Source organism: Vibrio lamellibrachiae, from assembly GCF_050337265.1.
GTDB classification, from domain to species: Bacteria; Pseudomonadota; Gammaproteobacteria; order Enterobacterales; family Vibrionaceae; genus Vibrio; species Vibrio kyushuensis.
Window position 1 is genome coordinate 1 of sequence record NZ_JAKJSU010000008.1, and the last position, 15,762, is coordinate 15,762.

At 42.9% G+C, this 15,762-nt stretch carries 13 protein-coding genes and 3 tRNA genes; 14 read left to right on the forward strand and 2 right to left on the reverse strand.

Annotated elements, in window-relative coordinates:
* Positions 1–6: 6 nt before the first annotated feature.
* The 11 genes from L4C54_RS13310 (at position 7) to luxS (ending at position 10,728) form a co-directional block, all read left to right on the forward strand.
* Positions 7–83: transfer RNA gene (locus tag L4C54_RS13310), tRNA-Arg, on the forward strand.
* 81 nt (positions 84–164) lie between these two features.
* A tRNA-Arg gene (locus tag L4C54_RS13315) sits at positions 165–241 on the forward strand.
* Positions 242–306: 65 nt separating this feature from the next.
* Positions 307–383 (forward strand) — tRNA-Arg (locus L4C54_RS13320).
* A 369-nt stretch (positions 384–752) separates the two neighbouring features.
* Positions 753–1,010: an oxaloacetate decarboxylase subunit gamma gene (locus L4C54_RS13325; RefSeq protein WP_428801191.1), complete on the forward strand. Its 258-nt coding sequence runs from the start codon at positions 753–755 to the stop codon at positions 1,008–1,010.
* A gap of 31 nt (positions 1,011–1,041) precedes the next feature.
* Entirely contained in the window at positions 1,042–2,820 is a 1,779-nt protein-coding gene (oadA, locus tag L4C54_RS13330; protein WP_428808589.1) for a sodium-extruding oxaloacetate decarboxylase subunit alpha, read from the forward strand.
* A gap of 9 nt (positions 2,821–2,829) precedes the next feature.
* Positions 2,830–3,960, forward strand: coding sequence for a sodium ion-translocating decarboxylase subunit beta (locus tag L4C54_RS13335; protein WP_428801189.1), 1,131 nt, complete (start codon positions 2,830–2,832; stop codon positions 3,958–3,960).
* 180 nt (positions 3,961–4,140) lie between these two features.
* Complete coding sequence (locus L4C54_RS13340; RefSeq protein WP_428808590.1) at positions 4,141–5,091, forward strand: NADP-dependent oxidoreductase; 951 nt, start codon at positions 4,141–4,143, stop codon at positions 5,089–5,091.
* Positions 5,085–5,546: a YqaA family protein gene (locus tag L4C54_RS13345; protein WP_428801187.1), complete on the forward strand. Its 462-nt coding sequence runs from the start codon at positions 5,085–5,087 to the stop codon at positions 5,544–5,546. The genes L4C54_RS13340 and L4C54_RS13345 overlap by 7 nt, the downstream gene beginning before the upstream one ends.
* A 9-nt stretch (positions 5,547–5,555) precedes the next feature.
* Complete coding sequence (locus L4C54_RS13350; protein ID WP_428808591.1) at positions 5,556–8,414, forward strand: M16 family metallopeptidase; 2,859 nt, start codon at positions 5,556–5,558, stop codon at positions 8,412–8,414.
* Positions 8,415–8,530: 116 nt separating this feature from the next.
* On the forward strand, positions 8,531–10,096 hold the full coding sequence (gene gshA / locus L4C54_RS13355) for a glutamate--cysteine ligase (RefSeq protein ID WP_428808805.1): 1,566 nt from the start codon (positions 8,531–8,533) through the stop codon (positions 10,094–10,096).
* A gap of 113 nt (positions 10,097–10,209) precedes the next feature.
* A complete protein-coding gene (luxS, locus tag L4C54_RS13360; RefSeq protein ID WP_428808592.1) occupies positions 10,210–10,728 on the forward strand; it encodes an S-ribosylhomocysteine lyase in 519 nt (172 codons plus the stop codon).
* A gap of 93 nt (positions 10,729–10,821) precedes the next feature.
* Here luxS and L4C54_RS13365 read toward each other — a convergent pair whose 3' ends face one another.
* Both L4C54_RS13365 and L4C54_RS13370 read right to left on the reverse strand, forming a co-directional pair.
* Positions 10,822–12,087, reverse strand: coding sequence for an HlyC/CorC family transporter (locus L4C54_RS13365; RefSeq protein ID WP_428801184.1), 1,266 nt, complete (start codon positions 12,085–12,087; stop codon positions 10,822–10,824).
* 184 nt (positions 12,088–12,271) lie between these two features.
* Positions 12,272–13,066: a cytochrome C assembly family protein gene (locus L4C54_RS13370; RefSeq protein ID WP_428808593.1), complete on the reverse strand. Its 795-nt coding sequence runs from the start codon at positions 13,064–13,066 to the stop codon at positions 12,272–12,274.
* 191 nt (positions 13,067–13,257) lie between these two features.
* Between L4C54_RS13370 and ffh the strand changes: the two genes are divergently transcribed.
* From ffh to rimM, 3 genes are all read left to right on the forward strand, one after another.
* Entirely contained in the window at positions 13,258–14,655 is a 1,398-nt protein-coding gene (gene ffh, locus L4C54_RS13375; protein WP_428801182.1) for a signal recognition particle protein, read from the forward strand.
* Positions 14,656–14,901: 246 nt separating this feature from the next.
* Positions 14,902–15,150 carry a 30S ribosomal protein S16 gene (gene rpsP / locus L4C54_RS13380; protein WP_017036646.1) on the forward strand — a complete coding sequence of 83 codons (249 nt, stop codon included), beginning with the start codon at positions 14,902–14,904 and terminating at the stop codon, positions 15,148–15,150.
* A gap of 25 nt (positions 15,151–15,175) precedes the next feature.
* On the forward strand, positions 15,176–15,730 hold the full coding sequence (gene rimM / locus L4C54_RS13385; protein ID WP_428801181.1) for a ribosome maturation factor RimM: 555 nt from the start codon (positions 15,176–15,178) through the stop codon (positions 15,728–15,730).
* Positions 15,731–15,762: the final 32 nt, after the last annotated feature.

The window sequence follows — 15,762 nt, forward strand, 5'->3', positions numbered from 1 at the left end:
TGTTGTGCGTCCTTAGCTCAGCTGGATAGAGTACCTGGCTACGAACCAGGCGGTCGGAGGTTCGAATCCTCCAGGACGCGCCACTATTTAGGGTTTTCATTAATCCTGATATTGATAACTTAATTAACACTAAGTTAATAGAGAATTCAGTATCGAAACCTTGTGCGCTCTTAGCTCAGCTGGATAGAGTACCTGGCTACGAACCAGGCGGTCGGAGGTTCGAATCCTCCAGAGCGCGCCACTATTAAGGGTTTTCATTAATCCTGATGTTGATACTTATCTTAGTTATTAATATCAAAACCCCGCGCGTCCTTAGCTCAGCTGGATAGAGTACCTGGCTACGAACCAGGCGGTCGGAGGTTCGAATCCTCCAGGACGCGCCACTATACGAAAGCCTCGCTAATTAGCGAGGCTTTTTTATTAACATCTCATTATCATTCTGATAACTTTAAAATCACAACTCGTTGTTTTAAAAGAAAAATCCAATAACTATTAACTCCATCTCAGTATTCGTTCAAAATTTGTATTAACGTCCATAAATTGGCTAGTTTTATTACCTAAAAAGCATTAAATTTTCAGAGTTATGTGATTTGAATGGTGAAATATCCACCGGATTTGTGTTTTATCATAAAGAGTTGATTAAACAAAATTGACAAACTTTTACCAATCGAGATAATCCTAGATCACTGTCGACACTGTTTACTGGAACCGTCGGCACATAAATTGTCAGGATGACAAAGAAAGGAAGCAACATGACAAATATTGGAAGCCTGCTAGGCGACGCTGCAACCCTGATGATTACGGGAATGTCAGTCGTATTTATTTTCCTAACTATTCTTGTATACCTCGTTCGGTTAATGTCGAAACTAGTGCCAACAGAAGCACCAGAGACGTTTTCCACACCAATTCAAAATAATAAAGTTCAATCAAATCCTTCTGCTATCAGTCCGAAAGTTGTTGCAGCGATCTCAGCTGCCGTTCACCAACATCGTACAGTTACAGCTAAATAGATTTTTTAAGGATTAAAAGGAGTTAATGAGCATGTCTAAACCACTAGCTATTACGGATGTGGTCCTTCGTGACGCCCATCAGTCACTATTCGCTACGCGTATGCGTATTGAAGATATGCTGCCTATTGCGGCAGAGTTGGATAAAGTCGGGTATTGGTCACTTGAAACTTGGGGTGGTGCCACCTTTGATTCTTGTATTCGATTTCTAGGGGAAGACCCTTGGGAGCGTCTGCGTGAATTAAAAAAAGCGATGCCAAATACACCAATGCAAATGTTACTGCGTGGTCAGAACCTGCTGGGTTACCGCCACTATGCGGATGACGTGGTAGAGAAATTTGTCGAACGAGCTCATACCAATGGTATGGATGTATTTCGTATCTTTGATGCGATGAATGACGTACGTAACTTCCAAACATCGGTTAAAGCTGCCATTGATGTTGGTGCACATGCGCAAGGAACTATGTCTTATACGACAAGCCCTGTTCATAATTCAGATACATGGGTAGATTTGGCGAAGCGCTTAGAAGACCTTGGTTGTCACTCTTTGTGTATTAAAGATATGTCTGGCCTTTTAAAACCTTATGAGGCTGAAGAGCTCATTACACGTATTAAAGCATCATGTGATGTTCCTCTCGCACTCCATTGCCATGCTACGACTGGTCTTTCGACTGCAACAGCGGTGAAGGCCGTAGAAGCAGGTATCGATATTCTTGACACCGCAATCTCTTCAATGAGCTGTACTTACGGACATACGCCGACTGAAACAGTTGTCGCGATGCTTGAAGGCACAGAGCGAGATACTAATTTAAAACTTGATCAAATTGAGCCTATTGCAGCTTACTTCCGTGAAGTACGTAAAAAATATGCAAAATGGGAAGGCCAACTTAAAGGTATTGATTCACGAATTCTCATTGCTCAAGTTCCTGGTGGCATGCTTACCAATATGGAAGGCCAGCTAAAAGAACAAGGCGCAGCTGATCGTCTTGATGAAGTTCTTGAAGAGATCCCACGCGTTCGTAAAGAGCTGGGTTATATCCCACTGGTTACGCCGACATCGCAAATTGTAGGTTCTCAAGCGGTAATTAATGTATTAACGGGTGAGCGCTATAAGAGCATCACTAAAGAGACAGCTGGTTTGCTGAAGGGTGAATATGGTGCTGCTCCTGCTGAAGTTGATCAAGCACTACAAGCAAAAGTACTAGACGGTGCTGAGCCGGTAACTTGTCGTCCTGCTGATTTGATTGAAAATGAGCTCAATACATTAACCACAGAGCTTTTAGAAAAAGCAAAAGCGGATGGCATATCTTTAGCTGAAGATACAGTTGATGATGTATTAACTTATGCACTTTTCCCACAAGTTGGTTTGAAGTTCCTTAAAAATCGTCGTAACCCTGAAGCATTTGAACCGGCACCTAGCGTAGAACAAGCTCAACTACAAGTTGCTGCTAAAGCGGCTCCAGGTGGTATTGAAAGTTACAGCGTGAAAGTAGATGGTCAAGTATTTGATGTTGAAGTAGGCCCTCAAGGGGAGCTAACGTCTGTTGTGCCAACTCAAGCGTCAGCTCAAGCAGCTCCTGTAGCAGCCTCTGCGGGTAACGCTGAAGCTGTACCAGCGCCACTAGCCGGTAACATTTTCAAAGTGAACGTCCAAGCTGGCGCTCAAGTTGCCGAAGGTGACGTGTTATTGATACTTGAAGCAATGAAGATGGAAACAGAAGTACGTGCTGCTCGTGGTGGTATCGTGCAAGATCTTCATGTGAAAGAGGGCGATGCCGTGACTGTTGGCTCACCACTTCTAAGCTTAGCGTAAGGGATCACCATGGAAGGATTGATGATCTTATGGTCAGAGACAGGGATTGCTAATTTTGAATTTGGTCAGCTATGCATGATGCTAGTTGGGGCAATTCTGTTGTTTTTAGCGATTACTCGTGGCTTTGAACCGTTACTCTTACTGCCTATTGGCTTTGGCGCAATACTAGCAAATATCCCCAATGCAGGATTTACTGATCCGGGTGGCTTGCTCTATTACGTTTATTACATTGGTATTGAAACAGGTGTTTTCCCACTGCTTATCTTTATGGGCGTAGGGGCAATGACGGACTTCGGTGCTCTGATTGCAAACCCTAAAACCTTATGGCTTGGGGCTGCGGCTCAGTTTGGTATTTTCGCAACGCTATTTGGTGCGATTATGCTTAACTATATTCCTGGTATGGAGTTCTCAATGCCAGACGCCGCTTCTATCGCAATCATTGGTGGTGCAGATGGACCAACGGCTATATTTCTAGCCAGTAAGCTATCACCAGAGCTGCTTGGGGCAATTGCCGTAGCCGCTTATAGCTACATGGCATTAGTACCGATTATCCAGCCACCAATTATGAAGGCTTTAACAACGCCTGAAGAGCGTCAGATTAAAATGGCTCAGCTGAAACATGTTGGCAAAGCGGAGAAGGTTATCTTCCCACTTGCTGTACTGTTGATGACTATCTTGTTCCTACCATCAGCGACACCTTTAGTCGGTATGTTCTGCTTAGGTAACTTGATGCGTGAAGCTGGTGTGGTTGATCGTTTATCAAAAACGGCGCAAAACGAGCTTATTAACATCGTAACGATCTTCTTAGGTCTCGGTGTTGGTTCTAAGCTTCAAGCAGAGCAGTTCTTGAACTTCAAAACACTAGGTATTCTATTACTTGGTGCTGTTGCCTTTAGTATAGGTACAGCCGCTGGTGTTTTGATGGCTAAGCTATTAAACAAGTACTCTAAAGAAGATATTAACCCACTTATTGGTGCTGCAGGTGTTTCCGCTGTACCGATGGCTGCGCGTGTTGTGAATAAGGTTGGCTTACAGGCTAATCCACAAAACTTCTTGTTGATGCATGCTATGGGACCAAATGTAGCCGGTGTACTTGGCTCTGCGGTTGCAGCAGGTATTCTTCTTGCCTTGGTCGGTTGATAATAGCTGATCGGCTGATAAGAATGGCTCGGTTAATAATGATTAGCTGGTTAACAAAAGTGCATTTGGTCAGTTGATGGTTAAATTGCGAGCTAATAGTTAACTTAATTGAAAGAAATGTTATATATTCAAAGGGATGCTTCGGCATCCCTTTCTTTTTTTCAATAGGGAATAGAACAGATGGAAAACAAGCAAATAGCAATTACCAAGTTTGGTGAAGCAGATGTCCTTGCCACTCTTACTTCCAAAGTACCCCAACCAAAATCTGGCGAAGTACTTGTTAAAGTTGCTTTTTCCGGGGTTAACCCTATTGATGTAAAAACACGTGCAGGTCTTGGCTGGGCAGCTGCTCAAAATAAAGATAACTTACCTTGGGTTCCTGGCTATGATATTTCAGGTAAAGTCGTTGCGGTGGGTGATGATTCATCGCGCTTTGAGCAAGGGGCCAATGTTGCAGGCTTTATTGGCTTTCCACTTCAAGGTGGAGGCTATAGCCAGTATGTCTGTGTTGCAGAGAGTGAGCTTAGCCTCATTCCTGATGCTGTAACACTAGAAGCGGCTGCAGTCCTTCCTTTAGCTGGCCAAACCGCGGCTCAAGCGTTGAATAAAGCAGAAGTAAAGGAAGGCGACCGTGTTCTTATTCTTGCAGGGGCAGGCGGTGTCGGGCACTTAGCGATACAAATCGCGATTGCTGCAAAAGCTGAAGTGTTTACTACCTGCAGTGAGCGTAATCTTGATTATTTGGCAACCCTTGGTGCACATGCTATCAATTACCAATTCGCTCCAGTATCAGAAAGAGTTGAAGAAGTAGATGTGTTGATTGATTTAGTGGGTGGTGATGCTGCTTTGGATGCATTGAAGTGTTTAAAAGATGGCGCACGTGTTGTTACTGTACCGACTCTCTCTGCTGAGCTAATTTGTGAAAAAGCCAAACTGCTTGGGTTTGAAGCAACAGGCATGTTAGTCGACCCAGATCCTGAGCAACTTGATACTATGCTTTATATGGTCAGTGTTGGGTTACTTAAAGTTGAAATCCAACAAATATTCTCTTTTACCCAAGCGCAAGATGCCCACCTGCAAATAGAAACAGGGCATACGCGAGGCAAGGTGTTACTTGATATGCAATGCTAGAGACATTTACTACCGCGTTTGAAACTTTTGCTCTTTGGTTCTCTGATTCAGCTTTATGGGTACTTTTTATTAGTGGTTTCTTGAGTGCCACTTTATTGCCTGGTGGCTCTGAAGCGGGTTTAATTGCCACACTCAGCCTGAATCAATACTCTACTCTGATTATTATTGTCGTTGCGACTTTGGGTAATACCCTTGGTGGCATGACTAACTATTGGTTGGGGTTATGGTTACCTAATCGAACTCAACAAGAAAAGCATGGTCATAAAGCTATTAGCTGGCTTAATCGATATGGCTACTGGACGTTATTATTTAGTTGGCTCCCAATTATTGGTGATCCACTCTGCTTAGCCGCAGGTTGGCTAAGAATGCGCTTACTACCTTGTTTTGTTCTTATTCTGATCGGCAAAGCACTTCGATATAGCTTATTAGCTGCAATCTATTTTGGTTTTTTTTAAGGAAACGTTATGAGAAACATTTGGTTAGGAGCGTTCTCCCTCCTTACTATTTCAGCCTGTTCAAGTTACACCATTCCTTCCGTTCCTTTTTTCTCTTCAGTGCCGGAAGGGATGACTCTAATTGAAGAAGTGTCTCAAACACCTGACACAGTGATGATCCCCTATTCAAAGTATCAGTTAGATAATGGTTTAACCGTTATTCTCTCTCCAGATCACTCAGATCCTTTGGTTCACGTCGATGTTACCTATCATGTTGGTTCTGCACGTGAAGACGTTGGCAAGTCGGGCTTTGCGCATTTTTTTGAGCACATGATGTTCCAAGGCTCAGAGAATGTCGGTGATCAAGAGCACTTCAGGATCATTACTGAAGCTGGTGGCACATTAAACGGCACAACAAATCGTGATCGAACCAATTACTTTCAAACGGTACCCTCTAATCAACTTGAAAAAGTGCTTTGGTTAGAGTCGGATCGTATGGGGTTCTTGCTGGATGCAGTCTCTCAGCACAAGTTTGAGATTCAACGAGATACCGTAAAAAATGAGCGTGCACAAAGTTACGATAATCGTCCTTATGGATTGATGTGGGAACGGATGGGCGAAGCAATTTATCCAGAAGGTCATCCATATTCATGGCAACCAATCGGTTATGTAGAAGACCTTGATCGTGTTGATGTTAATGATTTGAAAGACTTCTTCCTGCGTTGGTACGGTCCTAATAATGCTGTTATCACCATAGGAGGCGATTTTGATGAGGATGAAACGCTTGCTTGGCTTAATCAATATTTCGGCTCTATTCCTAAGGGACCTGAAGTAGAAAAAGCACCTAAGCAGCCAGCTCAATTAACAGAAGACCGTTACTTGACTTTAGAAGACCGCATTCAACAGCCAATGGTCGTTGTTGGGTGGCCTACAGAGTATCGTGGCCATGAACAACAAGTTTCTCTTGATTCATTAGCCAATGTACTTGGTGGAGGGGCGAACAGTTTGCTCTACCAACGCCTAGTGAAAACTCAAAAGGCGGTAGATGCAGGCGCATTTCAAGACTGTGCTGAACTGTCATGTACATTTTATGTATATGCAATGGGCGCATCTGGTGGTGAAGGTAACCTGACACCTCTTTATCAAGAGTTGATGGAAACACTGGAAGAGTTCTCCCAGCAAGGAGTACAGCAAGAGCGTCTTGATCAAATTACAGGCATGTCTGAAGCCAATGCTGTATTTGCACTAGAGAGTGTTCGTGGAAAAGTAACCCAGCTTGCCTCAAACCAGACCTTCTATGGCCAGCCAGATCGCATTGAAACACGTCTACAACAGATCCACGAAGTCACACCTGAAACAGTGATGTCTGTGTACCAAAGCTACCTTCAAGGGAAGCCAAAAGTGACGCTTAGTGTTATTCCTAGAGGTAAAATGGAATTGGCTGTAAAAGAGGCGGACTTTGCTCCAGCTGAGCGAACACTTCCAGAATACCAGAAAATAGCCGATGACCAGCTTGAGCAACGCAAAGCAGAAGACAGTTTCGACCGCTCTATTATGCCGCCGGTAGCGGGTGGCGTGAAGGCTCAGATGCCTAAACTGTACGAGATCTACTTTGACAATGGTGCAGAGCTGCTAGGCACGAAAACAACGGAAACCCCGACCGTTCAAATTGAGTTTTATCTACCCGCTGGTGAAAGGCACGTAGCTAAAGGCAAAGAAGGACTAGCTAATTTGACGGCCTCTTTACTGGAAGAGGGGACACAGCATCGCACTTTAGAAGCACTAAAAGCCGAGTTAGATAAACTAGGTAGTCACATTAGTGTGAGTGCTGGCTCTTACACGACCTCAATCAGCGTCTCTGCACTTGAGAAGAACTTAACCCCAACGCTTGCGATTGTTGAAGAGATCCTATTTGCGCCTAAATTCGATGAAGATGACTTTGAACGAGTTAAAAAACAGATGCTTGAAGGCATTGTTTATCGTCACCAAACACCTAGCTGGTTAGCTTCTCAAGCAACACGACAGGTTGTCTTTGGTCGCTCTCTATTTGCTCGCTCTCGTGACGGAACAGAAGCCTCTTTGTCAAACCTCACCTTAGAGGATGTGAAAGAGTTTTATAATAAACACTACACGCCACATGGTGCTCAAATTGTCGTAGTGGGAGACATTAATAAGAAAAATATTAAAAAAGAGTTATCGTTCTTTTCTGACTGGGAAGGGGAAGTATCACCACTGCTTAGACCTCAAGTCGTAAAACCGTTAACAGAGCAAAAAATATACCTCGTAGATAAACCTCATGCACCTCAAAGTGTTGTTCGCTTAGTAAGAAAAGGGCGCTCATTTGATGCTACCGGAGAGACCTATTTAACCCAACTGGCTAACTTTAATTTAGCTGGTAATTTTAATAGTCGAATCAACCAGAATCTTCGTGAAGATAAGGGTTATACCTATGGTGCGAGTGGTTATTTAGCGGCGAACAGAGAAGTCGGCATTATTGTATTCAACGCTCAAGTTCGTGCGGATTCAACGGTAGCTTCAATAGTGGAGATGCAAAAAGAGCTCGCACTATTTAGTGAAAAGGGCATAACTGAAGATGAGCTGGATTTTTTACGCTTGGCGGTTGGCCAGCAAGATGCTCTAAAATATGAGACCCCATCACAAAAAGCAGCGCTACTGAGTAATATCCTTACTTACAGTCTGGATGAGGATTACCTTCAACAGAGAAATCAAATCGTCGATACCGTGAATAAATCAACGTTGGATAAACTGGCTAAGAAATGGTTTAACCCAGATGACTACCAGATAATTGTGGTTGGTGATGTCGATAGCTTGAAATCGGAGTTAGAAAAATTAGAAATTCCGATAGAAGAGCTTGAAATCATCCGTTAGAGTACACATTTATAAAGGGCGGACTATTCCGCCCAAATTCTAACAACCTATTTAGCGCCAGTTAAACTGTGAGTTTTTCTTGCAGCGCCTAAATATGAACATAAGTGACCCTCATTTTGACTGATTTTGCTGCTAGGCTAGGTTTGATAGCCAAACAATCGGACGTGTTTAAGCAATATGGACGTGGTGTTGAGCGTGAGACTCTGCGCTATCACCAAAACGGACACCTTGCGACCACACCACACCCTGAAGGATTAGGCTCAGCGTATTCAAATGAATGGATCACGACAGACTTTTCTGAATCTTTATTAGAGTTCATTACCCCAGTATCGAATGATGTCTCTACGTTGGTTTACCAACTGGAAGATATCCACCACTTTACTCAAACTAATTTGGGTGAAGAGAAGATGTGGCCAATGTCGATGCCTTGCTATGTGGGTGGTGAAGATGACATTAATCTTGCTTATTACGGTACGTCTAACTCCGGTAAGATGAAAACTCTTTATCGTGAAGGGTTAAAACACCGTTATGGCAGTTTGATGCAAATCATCTCTGGTGTGCATTTTAACTTCTCTTTTCCTGAAGCGTTTTGGGATGCTTTGCATGGCGAGCAAGAGCAAGGTGAACGTGAAGCGAGTAAATCAGAGTCATATTTTGGCCTTATTCGTAATTACTACCGCTTTGGTTGGCTGATCCCGTACTTCTTCGGTGCATCACCAGCGCTATGTTCTTCTTTCCTTAAAGGAAGAGAAACAAAGCTGCCTTTTGAAAATATTAATCAGACCCTATATCTACCTCATGCAACCTCATTAAGGCTAAGTGATTTAGGCTATACCAATAGCGCTCAAAGCATATTGAAGATTGGCTTTAACAGCCTCGACCAATACCTAGAGGGGCTAAATAAAGCGATTCGCACCCCTTCAGAAGAGTTTGCCAATATTGGCATTAAAGTTGAGGGTGAATACCGACAGCTAAACAGTAATGTTCTGCAAATTGAAAATGAACTGTACGCTCCAATCCGCCCTAAACGTGTTGCGCGATCTGATGAAAAACCGTCAGAGGCGCTAGAGCGAGCTGGCGTTGAATATATCGAAGTTCGTTCATTAGATGTAAACCCTTTTAGCTCGGTAGGTATTACCGAAGAACAGATTCGTTTTCTTGATCTGTTCCTAACGTGGGCGACATTAAGCGACTCAGATCCTATGGATGACTGTGAGCTTGAGTGCTGGCGTGACAATTGGAATAAAGTGATTGTTGAAGGTCGTAAGACGGGTCTAGAGCTTCAAATTGGCTGTCGCGGAGAGCAATTGACTCTGCAAGACTGGGCTAAGCGAGTGTTTGATGATCTTATTCTGATTGCTCGCTCAATGGATGAAGAGCATGGCGGTCGAGCATATCAAGATGTTTGTGATAAATTGCTTCTATGGATTGATGATCCAGAGTTAACGATTTCCGGACAATTACTGGCTATGACAAAGCAGCACGGTGGTTTAGGTAAGCTCGGCTGTGAACTTGGTTTGACGTATCGCGAGCAATATAAGCAGCATCAATATAAAGTATACTCTCAACAAGAGATGGAATCTGAGGTGGTTCGCTCGAGACAAGCTCAAGCCACACAAGAATCGAATGATACAGATGACTTTGACCAGTACTTAGAAAGCTATTTCTCTTATTTGAAATAGTGGGATATTCTAAGTCGTTAAACATAATTAAAAGAGACTAGCCGCAGGGCTGGGGCAGGTATGTGGCATGAGTAACGAAAGACTTATGCCCATCGATAATTGAGGGAAAAGCAATGCCGTTATTAGACAGTTTTACCGTTGACCACACTCGTATGAATGCACCTGCAGTTCGTGTTGCAAAGACAATGCAAACGCCAAAAGGCGATACTATTACGGTGTTTGATCTACGCTTCACTGCGCCAAACAAAGACATTCTTTCAGAAGAAGGCATTCATACGCTTGAGCACTTATACGCAGGCTTTATGCGTGATCACCTAAATGGCGACTCAGTGGAGATTATTGATATCTCTCCAATGGGCTGTCGTACTGGTTTCTACATGAGCCTTATTGGTACACCAAGTGAAGATGCGGTAGCTGCAGCTTGGCTAGCGGCAATGGAAGATGTATTAAAAGTGGCTGATCAAAATAAGATCCCAGAGCTGAACGAGTACCAGTGTGGAACGGCTGCAATGCACTCATTGTCTGACGCTCAACAAATTGCAAAAAATATTATTGCAGCGGGAATTTTAGTAAATAAAAACGATGAACTTGCACTGCCAGAAGCAATGCTAAATGAGTTGAAAGTCGACTAGTTTTTAGATTGTCACAGATTATAAGAAACGCAATAAAAAAGCCTTGAGAAACACTCAAGGCTTTTTTTGTGTCCTGTATTCATATACTGAGGACTAAGTCAGCTTTGGAAATACTCTGACTAGTTTGATTCTATTTTCTTCAAGCTCAACAATTTCCATTGGGTGTTCAGCGACTCGAACACTGATATGGCTTTCTGGAATATCTTCTAAGTGCTCTAAAATAAGACCGTTAAGGGTAACTGGCCCATCGGTTGGCAGCTTCCATTGGAGACCTTTGTTGATATCTCGGATATTGGTGCTCCCTTCAATCAGAAAGCTTCCGTCAGCTTGAGGTGTTATTTCATCCGATAAGCTTGGCGCAATGGAGGTCGTAAACTCACCAACAATTTCTTCTAATATATCTTCTAAGGTAACAAGACCATTGATGTCGCCATACTCATCAACAATCAGCCCTATACGCTCTTTATTACGCTGGAATTTTAAAAGCTGTACATTCAAAGGGGTACTTTCAGGAATGAAGTAAACCTCATCAGCCGCACGCAACAGCGTCTCTTTATTGAATTCATTTTTCTCAAGCATCAAGCGATAAGCTTCTCGAAGCCTTAACATTCCAACTACTTCATCAATTTGGTCACGGTAAAGAACAACTCGACCATGAGGTGAGTGAGTGAGTTGGCGAACAATAGACTTCCAATCATCGTTGATATCGATACCAGTAATTTCATTTCGAGGGATCATGATGTCGTTGACCGTAACATGCTCTAAATCCAGAATGGATACCAGCATATCTTGGTGACGTTGAGGAATGAGGTTTCCAGCTTCGTTAACAACCGTGCGCAACTCTTCCGAGCTTAAATGATCTTCTTTATTGTGCTCAGCTTTCACGCCTAATAAACGAATAAAGCCATTGGTTATAAAGTTCACCAAAATAACCAATGGAGAAAGCACCTTCATCAAGAAAAGAAGCAGGATACTACTCGCGTAGGAAACACGTTCAGGGTATAAGCTTGCGATCGTTTTTGGCGTCACTTCAGCAAAGACCAAAATAACCATGGTCAGCAAACCGGTGGCAAGAGCTACACCCACATCACCATATAGGCGCATACCTATGATAGTAGCGATGGCCGATGCGAGGATATTAACCAGGTTGTTGCCGATAAGAATTAGACCAATCAATCGGTCTGGTCGGCTTAACAGTTTTTCAACACGCTTTGCACCTTTGTGCCCTGTTCCGGCTAAATGCTTTAACCGATAACGGTTTAGAGACATCATTCCCGTTTCTGAGCCTGAAAAGTATCCGGAGATAACGATCAAACAGCCAAGTAACGTGAACAAAAAAACTGTGGAGATGTCGTCCAATCTAAAATTTCCCTTTTTATCTATTGCTTAATTTATGACCGATAATAATAAAGATGTCAATGATGCTATAACATTGAACCCTATTAAAAGGTAATAAGAAGAGTCACTTACTCGTTTTGTTTAGTCATCTAACAATATAATAAAATTAGTTACTACCAAAATGAGTGAGTCACAGGTGAATGAGTTAAGTCAGAATGATCTCTTTGACAAATCGACTTCCGAAATAGGCCAAAGTGAGTAACGTTGCGCCCGCGACAGCAAACCAAGTTACCTTACGTCCACGCCAGCCTTTTTGGTAATGACCCCAAAGAAGGGTTGAGTAGATAACCCAAGCAATAAACGACAAAATGCCTTTATGTGCTTTACCTTGAGCAAACATGTCTTGAACAAAAAATGCACCAGTAATCAACGTACCAGTTAACAGAAGCGTTCCGATAAGAATGATCTTAAATAACTGACGTTCAACCATCATCAAAGGTGGCAAGTTTGGATTAATCGCCAACGCTTTTTTTGCCTTAAGCTTGTGGTCAAGCCATGCAAGTTGCAGTGCGTACAGTGCACCAATGGAAAGGGTAGAATACGAGAACAGTGCTAAGGAAATATGAAGGAGTAATTTTGGCTCATTTTCCAAATGGGTAATAAAGGCACTGGATATAAATGTTGCTCCCATTAAGTTGATGGCTGAGAAGCTATACACCACGGGAAGCAAAAACCATAATCTTGTTCTTAGCATCGCAATGCTCATAACAAGAGAGATAATAAAGCTGATTAATGACGCAACATTGAGGATGCTAAGGTTTTGTCCGTTACCATTAAATATAAGATCACTTAATAACCAGCCATGCAAAGCCAGCGCAATAGCAGCACTCGTAAAGACAGTTTTAGATTTGATCCCTGTTTGTTGGACTAACCCAGGAATAATCGTTGCGATCGCGAGCGCATATAAAATTGCAGAAGTAACAGCGACTAAGTTATCCATTAATATCACAAGTTTTGTCGATTAATTAACGAATTATAACCTGCATCAAGCGCTTGGGCTATCGCATATCCAGATAGAATTGCAATAGATGAGATATCAAATCTTAAGAAGGCTGTGACAACGGGTATGACTACCACCGTGGCTAATGTATACTCATCATAATTTGTCGCCTGATAGCGAAGAGTAAAAAGATGTTTGAGAATTTAACTGATCGATTGTCCAAAACGCTGAAAAATATCAGCGGTAAAGGTCGTTTGACCGAAGATAATATTAAAGAGACGTTGCGCGAAGTTCGCATGGCGTTGTTAGAAGCTGATGTAGCCCTTCCTGTTGTACGTGATTTTGTAAAGCGCGTTAAAGAAGGCGCTGTGGGTGTTGAGGTTTCTAAATCTCTAACACCGGGCCAAGAGTTCATCAAGATTGTTCAAGCTGAGCTTGAAGCCGTGATGGGTGAATCCAATGAAGCGCTTGATTTAGCAGCGCAGCCACCTGCTGTGATCTTAATGGCGGGTTTGCAAGGTGCAGGTAAAACAACCAGCGTCGGCAAACTATCTAAGTTATTAAGTGAAAGAGATAAAAAGAAAGTTCTGGTTGTTTCTGCCGATGTTTACCGCCCAGCGGCAATCAAACAGCTAGAGACACTAGCAACAGATGTCGGTGTCGATTTCTTCCCATCGTCTGCTGATCAAAAGCCGATTGATATTGCAAACGCTGCAATTGATCACGCTAAGAAAAAGTTTTACGACGTACTTCTTGTCGATACTGCGGGCCGCTTAGCTATCGATGAAGAGATGATGGCTGAGATTAAGCAGCTTCATACTGCTATCAACCCGGTAGAAACACTGTTTGTTGTCGATGCAATGACGGGTCAAGATGCCGCAAATACAGCAAAAGCATTCGGCGATATGCTACCGCTTACTGGTGTCATCCTAACCAAAGTTGATGGTGATGCACGTGGTGGTGCAGCGTTATCTGTACGTCATATTACCGGTAAGCCGATTAAATTCTTGGGTGTTGGCGAGAAAACCGATGCACTAGAACCATTCCACCCAGACCGTGTTGCATCACGCATTCTAGGCATGGGTGATGTTTTATCTCTTATTGAAGACCTTCAACGTAACGTCGATACCGACAAAGCTGAAAAGTTAGCGAAGAAATTTAAAGAGAAAAAAGGCTTTGATTTAGAAGATTTCCGCGAGCAGTTAGGTCAGATGTCTAACATGGGCGGAATGGCGGGAATGATGGATAAGTTGCCTGGTATGGGCAACGTGCCAGATAACGTTAAAGATAAAGTAGATGACAAAATGTTTAAGCAGATGGAAGCGATCATCTGCTCTATGACAATGAAAGAACGTAAACGCCCTGAACTCATTAAAGGTTCACGTAAAAAGCGTATTGCTGCAGGTTCTGGTACTCAAGTGCAAGATGTGAATCGCTTATTAAAGCAATTTACTCAAATGCAGAAGATGATGAAGAAAATGCAAAAAGGCGGTATGAAAGGCATGATGCGCAATATGCAAGGCATGATGGGCGGCGGTGGTATGGGCGGAATGGGTGGAGGCGGTGGCTTCAATCCATTTGGTCGTTAACTTCGATCTTCGAAACCACTCACTAGCGAGCAAAACAGACTTTAGCTAACTTTATTATCAACCTGTTAGCTAAATCACAAATTCTACTCACCATTTGTGGTGGCGAAAAAGTAGCTAAAAGCCTTGCATTGCCTCGGAATAAGAGTAAAATTCCGAGGCTTTATTTTGGCACGAGACCCCAAACTGTCCTTTTAATGAACGGTTCTTGGGGTTAATTTTATTTTTGAGAAAGCAAAAGAGGACGACATGGTAACCATTCGTTTGGCACGTCACGGCGCAAAAAAACGCCCATTTTATCAAATCGTAGTAGCGGACAGCCGCAACGCTGCAACTGGCCGTTTCATTGAAAAAGTAGGTTTCTTTAACCCTACTGCTACTGGTCAAGAAGAAGGTCTACGTTTAGACCTAGATCGCGTTAACCATTGGGTTGGTCAAGGCGCATCTGTATCTGACCGCGTAGCTAAGCTAGTAAAAGACGCTAAAAAAGCGGCTTAATTCTTTATTTATAGAGAAGTAGCTTATGTCGATGAAAGGAAAAGAAACAATGAGTGAGCAAAACGAAAAAATTGTTATGGGCAAGTTTGGTGCTACCTATGGCATTCGCGGCTGGCTTAAGGTTTTTTCCTACACAGACAATGCTGAGAGCATTTTCGATTACAGTCCTTGGTTTATTAAAATAAAGGGCGAGTGGGTTGAGTACAAAGTAGAAAGCTGGAAGCGTCATAGCAAAGCTATGGTGGCTAAACTAGCCGGTTTGGAAGTTCGCGAAGAAGCGCACTTACTAACCAATTTCGAAATTGCTATTGATCCTGCATCATTACCGGAATTGTCAGAAGAAGAATTCTACTGGCGTGAATTGTTTGGAATGCAAGTTGTGACCACCAAAGGTTACGATTTAGGTAAAGTGACGGATGTCATGGAAACCGGCTCCAACGATGTTCTCGTAGTGAAAGCAAATCTAAAAGATGCTTTCGGACAAAAGGAACGATTAATCCCGTTTCTTGAAGAGCAAGTGATCAAATTAGTTGATCGCAAAGCTCAACGGATCGAAGTTGACTGGGATCCTGGATTCTAACTCCAAGTAACATTGCGAATAGAACCAAGTTT